Genomic DNA, 19,759 nt, shown 5'->3' with positions numbered 1-19,759 from the left:
CCGGTCCGGATCGACTCCGCCGACGCGGGATCGACCTCACCCGCCGCCACCGCCGCGGCCAGCTCGGCGCGCAGCTCAGCCATCGAGCGGGCCCGCGGCCGGGTCGCCTTGCGCCGCGGTCGGCGGCGGCCGTGCTCGCCGTCGCGGCCCCCGGCCCGGCGGTCCAGCGTCGCGACACCGTGACCGTCCGGCCGGTCGTCCTCGGTGCCGATATCGACCGGGTCGTGGTGCTGGTCCCCGGTCCCGCCCGCGGGCTCGTCAGCAGACGGGACCGGGAGGCTCGACAGGGGCGGGGTCTGCTCGGCCAGCCACGCCGACACCTCCGCGGCCAGCTCCTCCCCGGCCCCCGCCGAGTCATCGGCGACAGGCAGCCCGGGAGTGGTGTGCGGGGCCAAGCGGGCACGCCCCAGCCGGTCACGGCGCACCCGGTAGACCCCAGGGGCGTGGACCAGACAGGCATCGCCGTCGGTGTCGATCTCAGCGACCGCCGCCCGCAACGCCGCCCGACGAGCCGCACGCAGCTTCCGCTCCGCCGCCCGCACCACACCCGAACGGCGAGCCGGGCGGGCCCCAGCGGTCACCAACTGGTGCGCGATCACCCCAGCCACCGACACCACACCCATCACCAGCCCGGCACTCACACCCGCGTCCAGGCCGTGGGCCAGGTTCAGCCCCGCAGCCACCGCGGCGAACGCCCACACCCCCACCTGCAACGCCCACACCGGAGCGCCCGGGTGGGTCCGGCGACGCGACTGCACCGCGAGCGCGAACGCCCACATCCCCAACTCGGACAGCACCGGCAACACCGCGCCGGTGGGTCCTCCGTAGAGCGCGACGCCGTAGGAGGCCATCGCCGGGACCGCCATCACCGCCGACGCCACCGCCAGCGGATAGATGAGCAGGTCCACCCGATGCCGCGCCACCCACACCCCGACCGCCGCCCGCCGGGCCGCAGCCCGCTTCCGCCGCTCGGCCCGGACCCGGCGGGACTGCTCGACCCGCGCCACCCGCACGGCCTCATCCCGGGCGGCCTGCTCGGAGCGGCGCCGCTCAGCGATCTCCGCCCGCACCGCCTCCGCATGCAACGCCCGCTCCGCAGCAGCGTCGGCATCACGACGCGCCAGCTCCGCCGCCGCCGCCCGGTCCTCACGCCGACGCTCCGCCCACGTACCGGCGCTCATCGCACGGCCGCCTTCATACACCGCGGCCGCGAGCACACATCACCCAAGCCCGACCGCACCCGAACCCCACAGGACCGCCAATGCACCCGCCCCGACGCCTCCTCCGTGTGACGGCCCCGACGGTGATGCTTCGCGTACTGCGACGCCGCCAACTCCCGCGCCACCGCACCCCGACCCACACGAGCCCCGCCCCTGGCCGTACTCGACAACCAACCCATCACCCCGCTCCTCTCCTCCGCCTACTTCGTCTGTCCTATGTGGATCAACAGGGTGCGCCCGTCCGATCCCGACCGGCCAGCACCCGATGCGCACGACCCGCTTCACCGACGCCACCCGCACCGTCGACGCGGTGAACAACCCCTCACCTGGCGTCGCACCGGGCTCGACGTCCCCGCGCCGCACCGCGGCCCGCAGCTCGGACGCTGATGCGGACTCGTCGAGAACCAGCAGCGCCCCCCGCCGCCACCCCTGCACCCGGTAGACCCGCTGACGCGGGTCGATCCCGAGGAACCGGTCACCGACCCGCAGGCGCGTCATCGGGACCAGCTCGCACACCGCGGCCACCCGCCGACCCGCCAGCTGGGTCGGCACCGTCAGCTCCGTGGACTCCCAGGCCATCACCGGCCACCCCCGGCCAGACCGACCCGCCGCGCCGTGCCCGCGGCCAGGTACGACATCGGCGCCGACCGCGAGGTCTCCACCACCCCGCACGCAACATCCGCACCGGACGCTCCTGCGACGCCTTCGCCGCCGCCCGCTCCACCGCGGGACTCAGCCGGGCGCTCACGCCGCCACCTCATCGGTAACCGGCACCGCGAGGTCGGACGTGCCGACCTCGACGACCATCGACGACCGGGAAATGGACCCGTCGACCGGTTTGCCCGAGGGGTTGCCGTTGGCGGCGGGGATCGGCCCGAGCTCGTCGGCAATCACGCGATCCCAGAACTCGTGCAGGGCCTCCCGCTGGACGTCGTCCAGCGGGACGACGCAGTCGGCCAGGTAACTCATCGAACCCATCGCAACCCTCCTCACTTGAACGCTTATGTTGGCGCTTATAGTAGCGCTCGTGTTGGCAGCGTCAAGCGCACCGCGGCACTCGACCGGCCGTAGAAGTTCGTCGCTCAGGTCTCAGAGCGCTAGAGTTAACGCAGCTAGGAGCGCTAACGCGGAGGTCTCAGCGGTGATGGATTGGCAAGCCGTGGCATCAGCCATGAACACCCGAATGGCAGAGCTGGACGTGACACAGGTCGACTTGTCGCGGCGTTCCGGAGTCAGCGTTGCCACCCTCCGCACCCTGCAGAGCGGTGAGTCCCGCCGGAGATCCCCCCGAACACTGAGCGCCGTGTCGGAGGCACTTGGTTGGCCCAGCGGCCACCTCACTGCGGTCGCCGAAGGGCGACCCCCGCAGGAGGTGGGATCGAGCGCAGCCCCGACCGCCGAAGCCCTCCACCTCGCCGTGCAGGCCCTCGAAGCTCGGCTCGAAGCTGTCGAACGTCGGCTGCCCGCCGGAGAGCGCTGATCCCGCAGAAGTTGGCCAGTCTGGCCGTGGAGCCTTGCGCTTGTTGGCATGCTCAAAGCTTCAGCCGGACAGCCGGAACCGAGAAGTGGACAACCGTATCCAGAGCCCACCAAGCCGAGGTGGATACACCTGCGAGACGAGGGGCGTAGCAGCCGCATGACCTCCGGGGGCAAAGACCGGCACCAACGGCACTTCGTCACGCTCTTTCGAGAGCTGCGTGACGACCGCGGACTCTCTTACCGGGAGCTGGAACGGCCGACACTTGCCACACGGGGCTGGATCAGCAATGTGGCAGCAGGGACCCGATGGCCTGGGCGTGACTGGGCCGAACGAGCTGATCAAGTACTACATGCTTCCGGCTCACTAGTTTTAGCATGGGATCGCGCAAATAGCGAGCGGGAGGAGAGTGCACGGCAACGGAAACTTCTCATCGCCACCGAACAAGAATCGGCTGCAATCATTGCTGCAGCAGCAAATCCCGACGCAGTAGACGTCGACACTCTGAGCGAGAGCGTCGCATCGCTCAGCATCGCCTATCTGCATCAACCCGCAGAGCCGATGCTGCGCAGGGCGACAGACATCCGGAAAGAGTCTCTAAGGCGGCTAGCCGAAGGCGCTGTGCGACCACACGAATTGCGCGACTTGACCCTAGCGGCAGGCAGAGCCTCCGGGGTGCTTATCTACGCTGCCCTCGACCTCGGCCACCCCGAGATTGCCGCGACCCACGCTCGTGCCGCATGGCATCTAGCGGAATCCGCGAACGACAACGAGCTGCGCGCCTGGGTCCGCGGAACCGAGTCTCTCCTGGCGCGATTCAAGAAGAACTACGGCCTTGCGGACGACCTTGCCCAGGACGGTTTGAAGTACGCGGGAGCAGGTACGTCGACGATTCGCCTCCTATGTGGAGCAGCCCAGTGTGCCGCCAACCTCAACAACTCCACAAGAGCGCAGGATCTCCTAGATAAAGCTCTATCATTGCGCGACAAAGCCGCGTCCGACTCCGTGAACGGCCTCTACTCCTTCAGTTACGCCAAACAGCTTTATTATGGTGGGTCGAGTCTGATGTGGCTTGACGACCCACAAGCCCTGAAACGTGCAGACAGAGACGCCGGGGATGCCATTTCTCTGTGGGAACACGAGGGAGATGAGTTCCGGTCACTGGACGACGAGGCCCTGGCTCACGTGTATCAAGCAACTGCCCGCATCAAGCTAGGCAAAATCGATGGAGCGATGCAGGTCTTACGCCCTGTAATCAATCTGCCCGAGGAACGGCAAATTTCCTGGATCCGTAGGCGGATCTCAGAAGTGGGAGACCTACTCGGCGGCGAGCGCTTCAAGGGATCGGTTATCGCAGCGGACGCCAGAGACGAGCTTCGCAGCCTTGCCTAGCGGGGGAGCGCCGGGCCGGAGCAGCTCGCAGCAACGTCGATGGTCACCCCGACCGCACGGTCGGCGAGTAGCTAACTGAGTACCAACGACCACGGACTTCGCGGGGCACCGGCGGACGCCCCTGGACTGCACGGCGCAGGAACATAAGGGTGATCGAGACGTGAGTCGTTCGCCGAAATTGCTTCGGGACGAAGAGGTCGCAGGTTCAAATCCTGTCACCCCGACCACATGAAGGCCCAGATCCGACGGATCTGGGCCTTCGTCGTGTTCGGTGGGGCTACTCCCCGACGAGCCCCGCGAACCCGTCCAGGGTCCGCGCGAGGCCGAACTCCCACGCACGATCCGGGTTCCAGGCGCTCCCGTGGGCCGCGCCCACCGCGCTGCCGACCCGGACCGCCAGCGGGTAGAGCTCCGGGTCCAGCACCCGGTCCAGCAGCGGCGCGTTGACCGCCCACCACTGCTCGTCGGTCAGCGACGACGCCAGGGCCGCGTCGCGGGCCTCCTGCTCGGCGAGAGCGTGTTGACGGACGAAGGCCAGCAGGTGCGACAGTGCGCTGTCCCGGTCCAGGTCCGACAGCCCCAGACCGTCGAAGGCGTGCAGCTCGTACTCGTACTTCACCATCTGCCCGGGACCGAGCGACGGCCGGTGCGTGGAGACGGCCGCCGCCCACCGGTGTGCCCGGTGGAACGCGCGGTTGCCGTCGGCGACCGAGGTGAGGCGGTCACGCCACGGCCGGCCGGCGAGGTCGGGCCGCGGCATCGCGCGGTAGGCCGCGTCGAGCATCAGGTCGAGCAGCTCGGCCTTGCCCGGCACGTAGGTGTAGGTCGTCATCGTCGACACCCCGAGGGCGTCGGCGACCTTCCGCATGCTGAGGGCGGACAGGCCGTCCCGGTCGGCCAGCGCGAGGGCCACCTCCACGACCCGGTCCAGCGAGAGCGACTGCCGAGGACCGCGGCGCGGGACGGCCGCAGGGTCGCGCCAGAGCAGCGCGAGCGTCCGGTCCGGGTCGCCGGCGTTCGTTCGCGTGGGAGCCACCTCGCCATTCTCCCCCACCTTTCCATGTACGCTGTACATCGTACGCCGTACACAGTTGAGGAGCCCCATGCGCATCACCGCCTCCGCCGTCGCACTGAACGTCGAGGACGTCGCCGCGTCGCGCTCCTTCCTGGTCGAGCACTTCGGGTTCGAGGTCGCCATGGCGGCCGACGGGTTCGCCTCGCTCACCCGCGACGACGTAGGCATGAACGTGATCTTCCTGCGACGCGGCCTGGAGACGCTCCCGGACGACCAGCGCGAGGTCCACGCAGCCGGGCAGATCCTCGCGTTCACCGTCGACGACCTGGAGGACGAGCTGGCGCGCCTCGTCGAGGAGGGGGTCGCCATCACCATGCCGCTGACCGCCGAGGAGTGGGGCGAGCGGGCCTTCCAGGTCCGCGACCCCAACGGCGTCGTCGTCCAGCTCGTCGACTGGAACGGGGCGACCGCTCCCCGGTAGCGGACCGCCTCCGACTGCACGAGGGCCCCGTGGTCGGAACCACCGGGGCGCGGGCGACCCGCCGGGGTGGTGGGGTGCGACGACAGGGCGTGATGCGCGATCCTGGAGGAATGAGTGAGAACCCGGTAGCGCTCGAACTGGACGACGCGGGACTGGCCGGTGGCCTCCCCCGCCCGGCACACCAGCTCGACGGGATCCAGGACGTACCGTTCCGCCCGGTCCAGTTCCGTGACAACGACCTCCCGACCGCACTGGAACGTGCCGCGCAGTGGCTGCGCGAGACCCAGACCTGGCTGGGCGAGCCGGTGGACGTGATCGCCATCCACCTCGACTACAACGAGGCCTCGGAGGCCGCGTACTACGAGCTCAAGCTGCTCTGCAACGAGGAGGACCTCGCCGGCGCACCCATCGCGGTGCGGCAGCGGGCCGCCGCCGACGCCTGATCCCCGACGACGGGTCGTCGCCCCGGTCCGCCAGGGCGACGACCCGTCCGTGACCAGGGTCACGATCGGCACCATGATCAGCAGGTCACGGACCCGGGACCGTCGCCTCCGAGCCCGCCGGGAGGAACGGGTGTTTGGCCCACACCGCGTGCTGCGGTAGCGTTCCTCTCGGTCACCGTAGTTCTGAGTTTCGTGTTTCGCACGCGTCCGCAGAATGATGATGCGGGCGGATCCGCTGTCTTTGGTGTAGCTGAAGCTGGCTGCCGTCTGGGAATTCCTCTGACCCGGGCAGCCGCACGACGTGGTTGTTCCGTCCGAAAGCTGCATGACAAGGAGTCACCATGACCAACGGAACCGTGAAGTGGTTCAACGCCGAGAAGGGCTTCGGCTTCATCGCTCCCGAGGACGGCGGCGCTGACGTGTTCGTCCACTACTCGGCGATCGAGGGCAGCGGCTTCAAGGAGCTGCAGGAGAACCAGGCCGTGTCCTACGAGGTCACCCAGGGCGCCAAGGGCCCGCAGGCCTCCTCGGTGTCCCCTCGCTGAGACACCCCGCCCGGCCGTAGCGCCAGGCAGTAGTTCCTCCGTCCGATGGCGGCATCCCCACTGGGGGTGCCGCCATCGGCGTGTTCCGGGCGGCTAGCGTCGTGCCGTGTCGCTGTCCGCCCGTCAGGCCTCGTTGCTCGGATCCTGGCTGCCCGGGCACGAGGTCGTGGCCGACCTCGGCTGGGGCCTGGTCGGGACCACGGTGCTGCGGGTTCGCCACGACGGCGTCGACCTCGTCGTGAAGGCCGGCGACGACGCCGACGCCCACATCGCCCGGGAGATCCGCGCCCACCGCGAGTGGCTGGCCCCGCTCGTCGCCCGCGGTCGTGCGCCGGAGCTCCGCCGGGCCGATGCCGACGCGAAGCTGCTGGTCACCCGCTACCTGCCCGGGGCCCTGGTGCAGGACACACCCGCCGAGCACGAGCCGTCGACCTACCGCGGGGCCGGGGAGCTGCTGGCGCTGCTGCACGACCGGATAGCCGTCGACGACGACGGCTACGGCGCCCGGTTGCGCGACACCGTCCTGACCAGGCTCGGGCGTCCGCACCGCATCGCACCCGGGATCCTCGCGCGGCTGCGGGCGGAGGTGAGCGGCTGGCCGGTCCCGGCGGCTCGGCTCGTTCCCACCCACGGTGACTGGCATCCGCGCAACTGGTTGGTGCACGACGGGGCGGTCTCGATGATCGACCTGGGCCGGGCGGCACTGCGCCCACCGCTCACCGACCTCGTCCGCCTGGCGTCCCGCCAGTTCCGGTGGGACCCGGCGCTGGAGGCTGCCCACCACGAAGGCTACGGCGGCGACCCGCGCGAGCCCGGCCCGTGGCGCCGCGAATGGGTCGCCGAGGCCGTCGGCACCGCGACCTGGGCCCTGCGGGTCGGCGACGAGCCGTTCGAGGCCCATGGACACCGGATGCTCGCCGAGGCGTTCCCGGACTAGCGTGGCGCGGTGCCCCTCGTCGTCGCTCCGGCCGCCTCCTTCGACGACCTCGCGACCCTGCTGGGCCCGAAGCGTTCCCCCGACGCGTCGGTCTGCTGGTGCCTCTCACACCGGCTGCCCGCGGCGCGGAACCGTGCCCTGACCGGCCGGGCCCGGGGCGAGTACGTCCGGGAGCTGACGACCCGCGCGGTCGCACCCGGCGTCGTCGCCCACGACGACGGCGAACCGGTCGGCTGGGCCGCCGTGGCCCCACGCGCGGAGCTGCCGTTCGCCCGCTCCCGCACCATCCCGCGCGTCGACGACCTCCCGGTCTGGTCGGTGTGGTGCTTCCGGGTCCGTGCCGGCCACCGGGGCCGCGGCATCGCGCACGCCCTGCTCGCCAGGGCCGTCGGGTACGCCCGCGACCAGGGCGCACCGGCCGTCGAGGGCTACCCGGTGGACAACCGGGGAGCCCGGGTCGACCTGACGATGGCCTACGTCGGCACCCGCGCGTTGTTCGAGGCGGGCGGGTTCACGGTCGCCGCGGAGACCACCGGGGTGTCCGGCGGGTTCCCGCGGGTGGTCATGCGCCGATCGACGTCCGTCTGAGCTCCCGGCGGCGCAGCAGGTACCCGGCTGCGGCGGCGAGCAACCCGGCGAGCGCCAGACCGTGCTCGAACCAGGCACCCCAGCGGGTCGCGAACGTCAGCTCGGTGCGCAACGGCACCTGCTCGACCAGGGTGTCGGCGGTGTAGAGCCCGGTCCGGGCGACGACGGAGCCGTCCGGCCGGATCACCGCGCTCGCCCCGGACAGCGCCGCGACGACCGCGGCCCGGCCGTGCTCGACGGCCCGCAGCCGCGACATCGCGAGGTGCTGCCAGGTCATCTCGCCCCGCCCGTACCAGGCGTTGTTGGTCGGGATCACCAGCAACGAACCGCCGTCGGCGACGCCGTCGCGCAGCACGTGGTCGTAGGCGGTCTCGTAGCAGATCGCCGTCGCCACCCGAGTGCCCGCGACGGGCAGGACCCCGGGCGCCGTACCCGGGGTGAAGTCGGCCAGCGCGACGAACGGGGTCAGGTACTGCGTGACCGCCCGCAGCGGGATGCGCTCGCCGAACGGCACGAGCTCCTGCTTCGCGTAGCGCTCCCCCGCCCCGGCCCCCGGGTTCCAGACAACCACGGCGTTCTCGGTGTCGGTCGCACCCGCCTCGTAGTTGGCGCCGATCAGGAACGGCACTCCGAGCACGTCGACGGCCCGGGCGACCGCCGGGTCGACGCCGTCGGTCGACAGCGAGCTCTCCGGCCACACGACGAGGTCCGGCCGCGCGACCGCGCCGGACCGGACCCGGTCGGCCAGCACGGAGGTCTCGGCGAGGCTGTTCGCGCGCAGGGTCCGACCGGCCGAGAACAGACCGAGCCCGATGTCGGGGGCGTTGCCCTGCACGACCGCGACGGTGCGGGTGCCGTCCTGGGCGTCGACGGGCGGGGTCGGCACCGCGAGCAGCACGAGCACGATCGCCACGACCGGGACGAGGCCGACGACCCGGCGGGGGCGCTGCAGGAACGCCGCCACGCAGAATCCGGCCGCGACCACCGCGACCGACACCAGCGGGGCCCCACCGATCGCGGCCAGCGGCAGGAACGGGCCCTCGACCTGCCCGAAGGCGACCCGGCCCCACGGGAAACCGTTGAGCGGGAACCGGCTCTGCAGCCACTCCTGCGCGGCGAACGCGAGCGCACCCCACACCGGTGCGGCGGGCAGCCGGGCGGCGAGGGCGACGAGCGCGCCGCCGAGGGCCGGGAACCCCGCCATCACCAGCGACAGCCCGATCCACGGGAACGGCCCGTAGTCGCGGCCCAGGAAGTCCTGGATCCACATCAGGTGCGCCAGGTAGAACGCGAACCCGAACACCGCACCGAGCCACGCGGCGCGGCGCACCCGGACCCCGGACAGGGCCCACCAGAGCAGCGCGAACGCCACGATCGCGGTCCACCACACGGTGCGCGGCGGGAACGCCAGGTGCAGCAGCACCCCGCCGACGACGACCGTCGCGATCCGCAGCGCGAGTGCCTTCACCACAGGGTCAGCATGATCCGGTCGCGCCGCGGGCCCGCGCGCGGGTCCGGACGAGCACCGCCACCACCACGGCGACGACGAGCAGCGCGCCCGCGTAGGCGGCGACGAGCTGCCCCGGCCGGCCGGAGAAGTCCCCCGCGAGCGGCGGCACCAGCACCGCAGACACCGCCACGACCCCGGTCAGCACCGCCCGCGGCCGCGGGCGGTGCGGCACACAGGCCAGCGGGGTCAGGGCCCACAGCAGGTACCACGGGTGCAGCACCGGCCCGAGCACCACGACGGCGCCGAGCACCAGGCCGACCGCCGTCGTCGCGGTGGTCCGGCCGCGGGCCTGCGCCGCGAGCACTCCGGCCGCGAGCACCGCGGCGAGCACCGTCCCGACGGTCCGCGCCACCGTCAGCGCCGCGGCCGGGTCCGCGCCGAGCACGTCCGCGAGCGCCGCGGCCCAGTTGGTCGGCGCCATCCAGCTGAACAGCTGCCCGGGTGCGGAGACCGCGGCGAGCCAGCTCCCCGTGCCGACCTCGACGGCCGACACCACGAGCGCGACCACCACGGAGACCCCCGCGACCAGTGCGACCGCGGCCCACCGGTGGGCGCGGCCGGACGCGGACCGGGTCGCGGCGACCGCCAGGACCACGAGCCCGGCCGCCGCGGGAACCTTCACCAGCGCCCCCAGCGCGACGAGCGCGGTGCCGGCGACGAGCGGCGCCCACGGCCCGCGCAGCCCGACGGCGAGCCCCAGGAGCAGCAGCGCGAGCATCGGCCCGTCGTTGTGCACCCCGCCGACGACGTGCCAGAGGACCAGCGGGTTCGCGACCCCCCACGCCAGCGCCGTCCCGGGCGGGACCCCGTGCTCCCGGGCCAGGCACACCACGGCCCACGCGATCCCCGCCACCGCGACGACGGCGAGCAGCCGGTACGCCGCCACCCCGACGACCACCCCGTCCCCGGCGACGGCGGCGACCGCCTTCTGCCACAGGTCGGTCACCGGCCCGTACGGCGACGGGGTCCCCCGCCAGTACCCGTCGACCCGCGCGAGGACCGGCGACCCGGCGGGCAGCCCGGCCGCCGGACCGGTCCGGTGCGGGTCGGCCCCGCCGAGCGCGACCATCCCCTGGGCGAGGTAGCTGTACACGTCGCGGGAGAACAGCGGCGGCGCGACGAGCAGCAGCGCGGCCCAGGCGAGCAGCGCACGCACCGCGTGGGCGGGGGCCACCGGTGCGCGCACCAGCAGCAGCCAGGCCACGACGACCAGCCCCATCCCGGCCACTGCGGCGCCGAGCGCGAGCGCCGACCCGGGCCGGAGCACCACCGCCCAGGCACCGCCGGTCAGCAGCACCGCTCCGGCGGCGCCGAGCACCGTCGGCACCCCGACGACGGCCCCGGGCGCAGGCGGCACCGCACCGACGACGCCGGGCGCAGGCGGAGCCCCTCCGGCGGCGGGCGCAGGCGGATCCTGGCGGCGTTCCTCCCCCACGGCCGGGTCAGGCGGTCGGGGCCGCCGGGCCCTCGGAGGCCTGGAGCGCGCCGGCGGGGAGCCGGTCGACGCCCCAGCTGCGTTCGATGTAGCCGACGATCGTGTCGATGACCTCGGCGGGCACGCGGCCCGGCTCGCCGAGCTCCAGCGGGTCGCCGTGGAAGATGTAGAGCCGCGACGCGAACTGGTCGAACGGCAGCGACGCCTCGCCGAAGCGTTCCCCGTTGCCCGCCGTCGAGACGACGACACCGTCGCCCCAGTCCTGTCCGCTGTCGTTGTTCGGGTTGTAGAAGTACACCCGCATCACGTCGCTGAGGTCCGGCGCGACCCGCAGGATCGCGATGGCGTGCCAGCCGACGTAGCGGGCGGCGCTGTCGGTCACCGCGATCCCGGCGGGCTGCGGGTGGATCAGCGGCTGACCGCCGTTGTAGGCGGGGTGGTAGCCGGCGTGGAACTGGCGCAGGAAGGCGTCGAGGTCGGTGAGGTTGCCGGTTTCGACGTCGACGTTGATGTGGAAACCGCGGGCCGCCCACCAGCCGTGGAACTCCGGGTTGACCCAGCGGTGCGGGTCACCGGGCCGGTCCGCGCAGCGGCGGCCCATCTCGGCGTAGATCCGGTCCAGGTGCGGGACGACGACCAGCGACACCGGGTCGAGGTCGATCGGCAGCTTCTCCGCGACCCCGGCCCCGATCTCCTGCGAGGAGATCCGCTGCCCCTCGAAGTGCATGACGATCTCGTCGTCGCGGGCCGCCCAGACGACCATCTGGAGCAGGTAGTCCGGGTCGTTGTAGGCCCACATCGACAGGGCGCGCGCGGACTGGCAGGTGGGGTTGTCACCCTGCCCTACGCCGAGCGGCTGGCCCAGCATCGACAGCACGCCGGCCAGCAGCCGCACCTCGGGCTCGGGCTGCTCGCCGAACGCGGCGACCAGGCGTTCCCGGGCCGCCGGGCCGATCTCGAGCGCGATCTGGCGCCACAGTCCGGGCACGACCGGCGGTTCGTAGAGGATCCCGCGGTCGAGCAGCAGCGCCAGGCCGTAGATGCACTGCGCGGTGTGCGGGGTGACGGCCTCCTCGATCAGCCGGTGGACCAGGTCGCGGAAGCGCAGCAGGCAGTTCTTGCCGGTGTCGGACAGACCGAGCGCCTCGGCGAGCAGGTAGTCGCTCTCGTGCCGCAGGAACTGCAGCAGCTCCGCGTGGTACGGCGACACGAGCCCGGTGTCGTGCATGGCCCGGGCGAACCCGGCCGCCTCGTACTGCAGGCCGCCGGTGTCCATCGCCTCCAGACGCGAGCGGAAGACGTCGATGCCCGGGTCCTCGCGACTCGCCTCGGTGGTCCCGAACAACGCGGTGATCAGCCGATCGAGGCCCTGCCCGGAGGACAGGTCGACGCTCGGGTCGCCGCGCCACACCGACAGCCGGGTGATCAGCGACGTCACCTGGTCGACCTGGATCGGACGCTGGCGCAGGATCCGCCAGATCTCGGCGACCAGCTTGTCGAGGACGCTGTCGTAGCCGATGCCCTCGGCGATGTGCCGGAACAGGTCGCGGATCATCTGGGCCGTCCGGCCCTCGTGGACCCGCTCCGCCTCGGTCGGCGGGGTGAACAGCAGCTCCAGGTTCATCGCCAGCACCTGGGACAGGAACTGGCGGGCCTCGTCGGCCGAGATCGCGGGGTGCTCGTACTCCCCCAGGGCGACCGCGAGCATCCGCAGCTCGCTGGTCGCCTCCATCACCACCGTGTCGGCGACGCCGCTGTGCAGCCCCGCCCCGACGAACGCCGGGACGAGGATGTCGGGCTGGGCCCAGTCGGTGCCGGCGAACACGCCGGCCTCCTCCAGCTGCCGGGCACGGGCCTGCACGGCGGCGGGGCCACCCTCCTGCAGCAGCACGCGACGGAGCTGCTCCAGAACCCTGCGGATCTTCGTCGTCTTGCCGAAGTCCGGGGTCCGGGCAAGGTCGCGGGTGGCGTCGTCGAGCGAGACCAGGCGCCTGTCCAGCACGGAGGTCCCACTCGCGACGTCGACGGTCGGTTTCACACGGCTTCCCTCGTTCGGGCTCCACGGCCGTGGGCGGGGTACCCGCCCTCAGACGTAGAAGTCGAGTTCTTCCTGCTTCTTCAACAGATCCCGCATCCGGTAGGGGTCGTCCCCGAAGAAGTAGAGCAGACCCCAGTGTGTGCCGAACGCGGTCCTCTTCGTCACCGTCTCCTCGACCGGCGACGTGAGGTCGTGCGACTCGTAGTAGTCGTCGTCCTCGGTCTCCTCGGGGATCTGCAGGCTGCTGACGACGCGGCGGCGCGGGTAGACCCCGAAGCAGCCGGCCACGCCGGAGGCACCCTCGACCTCCTTCGGGAAGAAGGCGTCGATCTCCTCCTCGGTGGTCTTCGGGTCGAACGCCAGCACGAGGCCCTGGTAGGCGTTGAAGCCGTAGGAGCGCTCGAGCAGCTCGAAGACCTTGAAGCCCGGCGGCCGGTACGCAACCTCGCCGAAGTACATCTCGCCGTCGGAGGTGACGAAGTACTCCGGGTGGACGAAGCCGAACTCGATGTCGAAGGTCTTGATCAGCTTCTCGATCTGGGCGGTGATCGCGGGCCGGTACTTCTCCAGCTCCGGGGTCGCCGGCACGAACACCGAGTAGCCGAGGGTGACGTACTCGGAGATGTTGAGGAACTTGATCTTCCCGTTGTGCACCCACGCCTCGACGGCGAACTCCCACCCGTCGAGGTGGGACTCCATCAGGAGCGGGAACTCCTCGTCCGGGATGTTGTCGATGTCCTCGTAGGTGCGCACCACGCGGTGTCCGAGGCACCCCGCCTTGTCGAACGCCTTGATGTGGATCGGGTCGTTCGGGTCGCCGTCGAGCTTCAGCAGGGTCTGGTTGACGCGCTTGAGGAAGCGGACGATGTCGTCACGGTCGTGGGCCTCCTCGAAGATGCCCACCCGGATCCCGCCGAGCTGCGCGCGACGCTTCATCAGCGCCTTGTCCCGGAGCAGCATCGCCTGCCCGAACAGCCGCGGGTTGTCGAGCAGCACCGAATTGATCGCGCCGGCCCATTCCACGGTTTCCTCGAACAGCGGGATGGCGACGTCGACGCCCATCTCCTGCAAGGTCTCCGCGATCTCCATCGAGCGGTCGTTCAGTCGCTCGAAGTTCCACGGGACGTACGGGATCTCGTGTTCCCTGCAGTACTCCTCCGCCCAGTCCGGGGCCACGACGACGTACCGGCGGTCGAAACGGTCGATCGCCTCCACCGCATTGAGACTCCACCCGAGAAGAGCGACGTATCCCTTTTCCGGATTCTTGGCGACTGAGTCGGACCGAGGCATGGAAAAGCAACCTCCCGATTTCGACGAATTTAGGCGGCGAATGCTTGAGTCCACACCGTACCCCGAGCACGCCGCTGCGGCGGATCGTGGCGGGTGGGGCTCAGTCCTCGTCGGATCCGTCGACGCCGGACAGCCGGACCAACCTGCGCAGCCGCCCGGCGACGGTGTCCTTGGTCAGCGGCGGGTCGGCGAGACGGCCGAGCTCCGCCAGGGACAGCGACGGATACTCCAGGCGCAGCAGCGCGGCCTCCCGCAGATGGGGGGCGACGTCGTCACCGAGCGCGCGCAGCGCCACCCGGACCCGCTCGGTCGTCGCGGCGGCAGCCGTCGCGGCCCGACGGGCGTTCACCGTCTGCAGCGACCCGTCCGTGCTGGTCGTATCCCGCGGGGCGACCGGGACCCGGCTCAGCACCTCGGCCACGCCCGGCGCCCCGACGCTGCGCAGCAGGGCCTCGGCACTCCGGGTCCCGCACGACGACCCGGTGCTCGCTCACCGTCTCCTGCGGCGCGGCCAGCACCCCCAGGCCACGCGCCGCGCCGACCAGCGCGAGCACGACGGCCGGGCCCGGGCAGCTGACGACCAACCGGACCCGCCCGGCCGGCCTCGCGACGCGGCCCCGCGCGATCAGCGCCCCACGCCAGACCCCGGCGGCCACGGCGGGCCCCGCCGCGACGACGGCCGGTGGCAGCCCGAGCACCGGCCGTCCGGTCCGGTCGACCAGCCCCGTCGCCCGGGCCAGATCGGTCCCGGGCGCCGTGACCCGCACCTGGTAGCGCGGGGTCCCCCCGCCGCCGGTCACGACCTCGGCCCGCAGGCCGCCCCGGCCGTGCAGCGCCCCGAGCTCGGAACGCATCCGCAGTGCGGGCGTCGGGGAGTCGAACTCGGCGCGGATCGTCGTCGTGCCGTCGCGGACGCCGACCTCCCCCGCCAGGCGCAGCTGGGTGACGAGCCCGGCATGCCGGACACCGGGGCGCTCCTCGCGGACCGCGCCCAGCTCACGCTTCAGCTCGGCGGTCACGCGCTCCAGGTCGAACACGATCGTCTCCTGCGGAGGGGAAGTGGCAGGGCGGGGAACACATCCCCCGAGGCGAACCCCGCCCTGCCGGGTAGGGCGGGGCGCCGGAGCGCCCCACCGTGGCGGGATCAGTCCTCGGACGTGTCGGCGTGCATCGGGCAGCGTGGATCGATGCAGGGACTGCTCTCGATCCCCGCCCGGAACGCCGCGTTCGCGAGAACCGAGCACAAACAGCCCCGGGCCTTCGCCCGCGGCCCACCGGGCGCCAGATCGTCGACCGGTATCGGACCCGGCCGACCCCCGCCGTTCGCCCCCTCGGACATCGCTCCACCTCCGCACGACTGCGCGCCCGGAGTTCCCCGCCGGCGGGGCCCGTGCACAGATACATCCGGTGGCCGCCACGAGGGTCCGAGACCTGCCGGGGCGACCGGCTCGCGACGGTACTCTATACGCGGAGTAACGCCTATTTCGGCTCGGCCCTCGTTGGGTGTAATGATTCGGGCCCCAGGGTCAGCCCCCGCCGTCGGGCCATGCCCTCGATCTGCACCCAGATCAGGTCCGTCAGGTGGTCGGTGACGACGTCACGATCCGGGGCGTCCCCACTCTCCCGGCCACGCAGCCACCACTCCGCGGTCGCCTGCACGGCGCCGACCACCGACTGCGACCACACCCGGACCAGGTCCGCCTCGTGGACGTCGAGCATCTCGGCGTAGGCCCCGAGCAGGCCGGTCAGTGCGGAGGCGATGAACTCCCGGCCGGCGTCGACGACCTCGCCCCGCTGGCCGGGCAGTCGGCGACGGAACAGCAGGTCGACACCCGGTGAGTCGTCGAAGAAGCCGATGACCGCGTCGACCGAGTCGTGGATCCGCGTCCGGGCCGCGCTCTCCCGGTACAGGGCGGGCATGAGCCGTTCCATCAGGCGGTCGGTCGCCCGCTCGGCCATCGCGTCGAGCAGCGCGGCCCGGTCGCCGAAGTGCCGGTAGATCACCGGCTTGGTCACCCCGGCCTCGTGCGCCACCTGGTCCAGGCCGAAGTCCTCCCCGTCGCGGCCCAGCACGACCAGCGCCGCGTCGACCACCTGTTCGCGACGGCGCGCGCGGTGTGCGTCCCAGCGCGTACTGCGACCGTCGGACCGGAGGTCGTCCTCGGCCCCGGGCTCCGTGCGGTCGGACGACACGCCCACCATGCTCCTCCCTCGACGGGCCCGGCGGGAGTGGGGCCGGACCCGCGCGACAGTGGATCACGAAGACCACCCGGCCGGCTCGGTGCGGCACTGCGGGAGGTCCGCCCGATCGGCCATGACCACGGCCACACCGGCGATCATCGCCGGGCACCGCGTGCGAGGCTCACCCACGGACGCAGTGGACGACGCGAGGAGGCGTGGTGCGACGGGTGGTCTGCCGGGAGTTCGCCGATCCGGAGCGGTTCGAGCTGGTGGAGGAACCGACCCCCGAGCCGGGTCCTGGCGAGGTGCTCGTCGCCGTCGAGGCCGCCGCGGTCAGCTTCGTCGACGGGCTGATCGCCCGCGGCGGCTATCAGCTGCGGCCGCCGCTGCCGTTCACACCCGGCAGCGCGATCGCCGGGACGACCCCGGGCGGCCGGCGGGTCGCCGCCCTGCTCACGGGCTTCGGCGGGTTCGCCAGCCACGTCGTCGTCCCGGAGGAGCTCCTGGTCCCGGTGCCCGACGGGGTCGACGCGGGCGTCGCGGCCAGCTCGATGGAGAGCCACGGGACGATCGCCTTCGCGTTCCGGGACCGGGTCACCGTCCGGCCGGGTGAGTGGGTCGTCGTGCTCGGGGCGAGCGGCGGGATCGGGCAGGCCGCGGTGGACCACGCCCGCGCCGCCGGCGCCCGGGTGCTCGCCGTCGCGTCCACCCCGGACAAGCGTGCGGCCGCGCTCGGGGCCGGGGCGGAGATCGCCGTCGGCTACGACGCCCTCAAGGACACGATCCGGGAGCAGACCGGCGGGGGTGCCGACGTCGTGATCGACCCGGTCGGTGGCGACGCCGCGGAGGCCGCCCTGCGGGCGCTCGGCGCCGGTGGCCGGTTCTGCGTCCTGGGTTTCACCTCCGGCGCGATCCCGAAGCTCCCGGCGAACGTCGTGCTGCTGCGCAACCGGACCGTGGTCGGGGTGGACTGGGGCGACTGGTCGCGCACCGACCCCGCCGCCTCGCGGGACCTGGCCGAGGACGTGCTGCGCCGGATCGGCGCCGGGGAGCTGCACCCGGCCCGCCCGCGGACCCTGTCGCTGGACGACGCGGCGACCGCGACCCGCGCCTACGCCGAGCGCTCCGCGGTCGGGAAGCTGGTGCTCACGCCCTGACCGCAGGCGCCGTCATCAACCCTGATGACGGGCGGTAATGGCCACGTCACACCTCTCGATAGGTCGTTCGTCGGAGCGGGCAGCTCCGGTAGGACCACCGTGAGAGGACCTCCCATGACCGCCACCCAGTCCTGGCCCGCCGTGGAGCCTGCGACGCAGCCGATCCCCGTCGTGCGACGGGGGAACACCCCGGCGACCGCCGGTTTCTGGCTGGGGATCGTGGGGCTGGCGGCCGGGTGGGTCCCGTTCCTGGGTCTGCTCGTGACGGTGCCGGCATGGGCGCTCTCGCAGGCCGGTCGGCGCCGGTTCCGCACCGGCGCGACCACCACGGCGGGGCGCAGCGGCGCCGGGCTCGCCCTGGGCGTGGCGGGTAGCGTGCTCTGTCTGCTGACGACCACCATCGGCGTCATCGGTGCGGCGAACGCACCACAGCCGGCGCTGCCGGCGGCGGCACCGGCCGCCCCCGTCGCCGCAGCCGCCCCCGCCCCGGTCGCGGTGCCGGACGTCGTCGGCATGACCGACGCCCGGGCCCGCGAGGTCCTGGCGCAGGCCGGGTTCACCCACGTCGTGCTCGGCCCGCCGTCCGCGGCGGCGGCCGGGGTCGCCGCGGGCACGGTCACCGCGCAGGACCCGGTGGGATCGACGACGTACGACCGCGCCTCCGCGGTCACGCTGACCGAGGCCGCGGCACCGGCCGTGCCGGTGGCCCCTGCCGCGGCGGCGACCGGTGCGCCGGTGGCAACCGACGTCGACCGTCCGTACGTGCCCGCGCAGGCACGGCCGCTCGTGGCGACCCCGCCCGCCCCGCACACGGCCGTCGCCGCACCGCGCCCCGCCCCGCAGGCGCCGCGCCCGGCCGCACCGGCCCCACGCCCGGCCGCCCCGGCGGCACCGGCACCCGCCGCACCGGCCCCCTCCTCCGGCGGTGGGTCGGCCTACTACGCCAACTGCACCGCGGCCCGCAACGCCGGTGCGGCCCCCCTGTACCGCGGCGACCCGGGCTACCGCTCGGCCCTGGACCGGGACGACGACGGCATCGCCTGCGAGTGAGGCTCGGTCCAGACCAACGACGCCACCGCGCCCGGTCCGCAGCCCACCTCCCGCACCCGGGTGCCGGGCCGCGCTCCGACGACGGCGGCCGCGAACCGCGCCCGAGCCGGGACCACCCTCGCTGCCACAGCGGTCATGCTGGCACGGACCGGGCGCGGACGGGCATCATCGAGGAGGTGGACGAGGTGGTGGGACCCGAGCAGATCCGTATCTCCGACGCCGAACGCCAGGCCGTCGCCGACCGGCTGCGTGCCGCCCACGCCGAGGGCTACCTCGACCTCGCCGAGTACGACGAGCGCCTGACCGAGGTCTGGCGGATGCGCACCCGGGGCGACCTGGGCCGGGTGACCCGGGACCTGCCCGCCGAGCGGAACCCGGGCCGTCGCGACGGCCTGGTGTTCGCCGCGAGCCCCGGCGGCATCGCCATGAAGGTCCTGTCGATCATCTGGCTGTGCATCACCGCCGCGGCCGCGGCCGGGACCACGGTGCTGGCGCTGCTCACCGACCTCAGCCCCCTGTGGTTCCTGATCTTCTCGGCGCCGACCGGGGCGGTGCTGCTGACCCTGTGGGTGGCCGGTGCGGGCCGTGCCCGGCGCAGCGGTGCCTGACCGCCGCGCCGGGACGGCCGGGACTGCTCAGCCGCCCGACCGCTCCTGCTCGTAGCGCTTGGTCATGGTGTCGACGGCGTCGAGCTGACTCTGTGCGTGCTTCTCCCGCGTGGAGCTGGCCCGGTCCTTCGCGGCCAGGGTGCCCGCGGCCTGCCCCTGGAACTCGGGCATGACGTGCTGGGCGATCAGCTCGTAGGAGCGCTTCGTCGCGGTCGGGTCGGCCCACTCGTGGCCGAGCAGCAGGAACGCGCCGAACCCTCCTGACTGGTCGACGAGCTTGCGCACCTGGGCCTTCGCGTCCTCGACGGTGCCGATCGCGCCGATCCCGGCGTCGTTGATGAAGTCGATCATCTCCTTGACGTCACCACCCGCCACCGCCATCTGCGGGAACG

The 19,759-nt window shown here is 72.6% G+C and carries 21 protein-coding genes; 10 read left to right on the top strand and 11 right to left on the bottom strand.

Annotated elements, in window-relative coordinates:
- Both FVA95_RS10415 and FVA95_RS10410 read right to left on the bottom strand, forming a co-directional pair.
- A partial coding sequence (locus FVA95_RS10415) for a hypothetical protein (protein ID WP_149664018.1) occupies positions 1–1,181 on the bottom strand: 1,181 nt, incomplete at its 3' end.
- 783 nt (positions 1,182–1,964) lie between these two features.
- On the bottom strand, positions 1,965–2,189 hold the full coding sequence (locus tag FVA95_RS10410) for a hypothetical protein (protein ID WP_149664017.1): 225 nt from the start codon (positions 2,187–2,189) through the stop codon (positions 1,965–1,967).
- A 34-nt stretch (positions 2,190–2,223) separates the two neighbouring features.
- Between FVA95_RS10410 and FVA95_RS33895 the strand changes: the two genes are divergently transcribed.
- Entirely contained in the window at positions 2,224–2,700 is a 477-nt protein-coding gene (locus tag FVA95_RS33895; RefSeq protein WP_368667314.1) for a helix-turn-helix domain-containing protein, read from the top strand.
- A 48-nt stretch (positions 2,701–2,748) separates the two neighbouring features.
- Positions 2,749–4,089 (top strand): helix-turn-helix domain-containing protein, encoded by a 1,341-nt coding sequence (locus FVA95_RS10400; RefSeq protein WP_368667313.1) that lies wholly within the window; start codon positions 2,749–2,751, stop codon positions 4,087–4,089.
- A 277-nt stretch (positions 4,090–4,366) separates the two neighbouring features.
- Here FVA95_RS10400 and FVA95_RS10395 read toward each other — a convergent pair whose 3' ends face one another.
- A complete protein-coding gene (locus FVA95_RS10395; RefSeq protein WP_240051396.1) occupies positions 4,367–5,125 on the bottom strand; it encodes a TetR/AcrR family transcriptional regulator in 759 nt (252 codons plus the stop codon).
- 67 nt (positions 5,126–5,192) lie between these two features.
- Here FVA95_RS10395 and FVA95_RS10390 point away from each other — a divergent pair, with 67 nt between their 5' ends.
- The 5 genes from FVA95_RS10390 to FVA95_RS10370 all read left to right on the top strand — a co-directional run bounded on the left by FVA95_RS10390 (position 5,193) and on the right by FVA95_RS10370 (position 8,098).
- A complete protein-coding gene (locus FVA95_RS10390; RefSeq protein ID WP_149664013.1) occupies positions 5,193–5,585 on the top strand; it encodes a VOC family protein in 393 nt (130 codons plus the stop codon).
- A 110-nt stretch (positions 5,586–5,695) separates the two neighbouring features.
- Positions 5,696–6,028 carry a hypothetical protein gene (locus FVA95_RS10385; protein ID WP_149664012.1) on the top strand — a complete coding sequence of 111 codons (333 nt, stop codon included), beginning with the start codon at positions 5,696–5,698 and terminating at the stop codon, positions 6,026–6,028.
- A gap of 341 nt (positions 6,029–6,369) precedes the next feature.
- Positions 6,370–6,573: a cold-shock protein gene (locus FVA95_RS10380; RefSeq protein ID WP_020627798.1), complete on the top strand. Its 204-nt coding sequence runs from the start codon at positions 6,370–6,372 to the stop codon at positions 6,571–6,573.
- A gap of 106 nt (positions 6,574–6,679) precedes the next feature.
- Positions 6,680–7,510, top strand: a complete 831-nt coding sequence (locus FVA95_RS10375) for a phosphotransferase (RefSeq protein ID WP_149664011.1) — start codon at positions 6,680–6,682, stop codon at positions 7,508–7,510.
- A gap of 9 nt (positions 7,511–7,519) precedes the next feature.
- Positions 7,520–8,098, top strand: a complete 579-nt coding sequence (locus FVA95_RS10370; RefSeq protein WP_149664010.1) for a GNAT family N-acetyltransferase — start codon at positions 7,520–7,522, stop codon at positions 8,096–8,098.
- Here FVA95_RS10370 and lnt read toward each other — a convergent pair.
- The 7 genes from lnt to FVA95_RS10335 form a co-directional block, all read right to left on the bottom strand.
- The gene (gene lnt, locus FVA95_RS10365; RefSeq protein WP_149664009.1) at positions 8,073–9,569 is read right to left on the bottom strand and encodes an apolipoprotein N-acyltransferase; all 1,497 of its coding nucleotides are present in this window, start codon (positions 9,567–9,569) and stop codon (positions 8,073–8,075) included. The two genes, FVA95_RS10370 and lnt, sit on opposite strands and share 26 nt — an antisense overlap.
- Before the next feature lie 4 nt (positions 9,570–9,573).
- Positions 9,574–10,965, bottom strand: a complete 1,392-nt coding sequence (gene mptB / locus FVA95_RS10360) for a polyprenol phosphomannose-dependent alpha 1,6 mannosyltransferase MptB (RefSeq protein ID WP_149664008.1) — start codon at positions 10,963–10,965, stop codon at positions 9,574–9,576.
- Between the two features lie 85 nt (positions 10,966–11,050).
- On the bottom strand, positions 11,051–13,045 hold the full coding sequence (locus FVA95_RS10355) for a hypothetical protein (protein WP_240051395.1): 1,995 nt from the start codon (positions 13,043–13,045) through the stop codon (positions 11,051–11,053).
- An 84-nt stretch (positions 13,046–13,129) separates the two neighbouring features.
- The gene (locus tag FVA95_RS10350; protein WP_149664006.1) at positions 13,130–14,371 is read right to left on the bottom strand and encodes an acetyl-CoA carboxylase biotin carboxylase subunit family protein; all 1,242 of its coding nucleotides are present in this window, start codon (positions 14,369–14,371) and stop codon (positions 13,130–13,132) included.
- Positions 14,372–14,471: 100 nt separating this feature from the next.
- A complete protein-coding gene (whiA, locus tag FVA95_RS33470; protein WP_161992260.1) occupies positions 14,472–14,720 on the bottom strand; it encodes a DNA-binding protein WhiA in 249 nt (82 codons plus the stop codon).
- The gene (whiA, locus tag FVA95_RS10340; RefSeq protein ID WP_161992259.1) at positions 14,644–15,408 is read right to left on the bottom strand and encodes a DNA-binding protein WhiA; all 765 of its coding nucleotides are present in this window, start codon (positions 15,406–15,408) and stop codon (positions 14,644–14,646) included. The genes whiA (FVA95_RS33470) and whiA (FVA95_RS10340) overlap by 77 nt, the downstream gene beginning before the upstream one ends.
- A gap of 442 nt (positions 15,409–15,850) precedes the next feature.
- Complete coding sequence (locus FVA95_RS10335; RefSeq protein WP_161992258.1) at positions 15,851–16,564, bottom strand: TetR/AcrR family transcriptional regulator; 714 nt, start codon at positions 16,562–16,564, stop codon at positions 15,851–15,853.
- 206 nt (positions 16,565–16,770) lie between these two features.
- Between FVA95_RS10335 and FVA95_RS10330 the strand changes: the two genes are divergently transcribed.
- The 3 genes from FVA95_RS10330 to FVA95_RS10320 all read left to right on the top strand — a co-directional run bounded on the left by FVA95_RS10330 (position 16,771) and on the right by FVA95_RS10320 (position 19,367).
- Positions 16,771–17,709 (top strand): NADPH:quinone oxidoreductase family protein, encoded by a 939-nt coding sequence (locus FVA95_RS10330; RefSeq protein WP_164514849.1) that lies wholly within the window; start codon positions 16,771–16,773, stop codon positions 17,707–17,709.
- Positions 17,710–17,823: 114 nt separating this feature from the next.
- A complete protein-coding gene (locus tag FVA95_RS33680; RefSeq protein ID WP_205015815.1) occupies positions 17,824–18,759 on the top strand; it encodes an excalibur calcium-binding domain-containing protein in 936 nt (311 codons plus the stop codon).
- A 176-nt stretch (positions 18,760–18,935) separates the two neighbouring features.
- The gene (locus FVA95_RS10320; protein WP_020623577.1) at positions 18,936–19,367 is read left to right on the top strand and encodes a DUF1707 domain-containing protein; all 432 of its coding nucleotides are present in this window, start codon (positions 18,936–18,938) and stop codon (positions 19,365–19,367) included.
- A gap of 27 nt (positions 19,368–19,394) precedes the next feature.
- Here FVA95_RS10320 and FVA95_RS32795 read toward each other — a convergent pair whose 3' ends face one another.
- Positions 19,395–19,748, bottom strand: coding sequence for a hypothetical protein (locus tag FVA95_RS32795; protein ID WP_240051394.1), 354 nt, complete (start codon positions 19,746–19,748; stop codon positions 19,395–19,397).
- Between the last annotated feature and the right edge of the window lie 11 nt (positions 19,749–19,759).

Origin of the sequence: Pseudonocardia sp. EV170527-09, from assembly GCF_008369905.1 — a bacterium.
Taxonomy (GTDB): domain Bacteria; phylum Actinomycetota; class Actinomycetes; order Mycobacteriales; family Pseudonocardiaceae; genus Pseudonocardia.
Note: the sequence above shows the minus strand (reverse complement) of the source record. Positions and strands in the feature narration are given on the sequence as shown.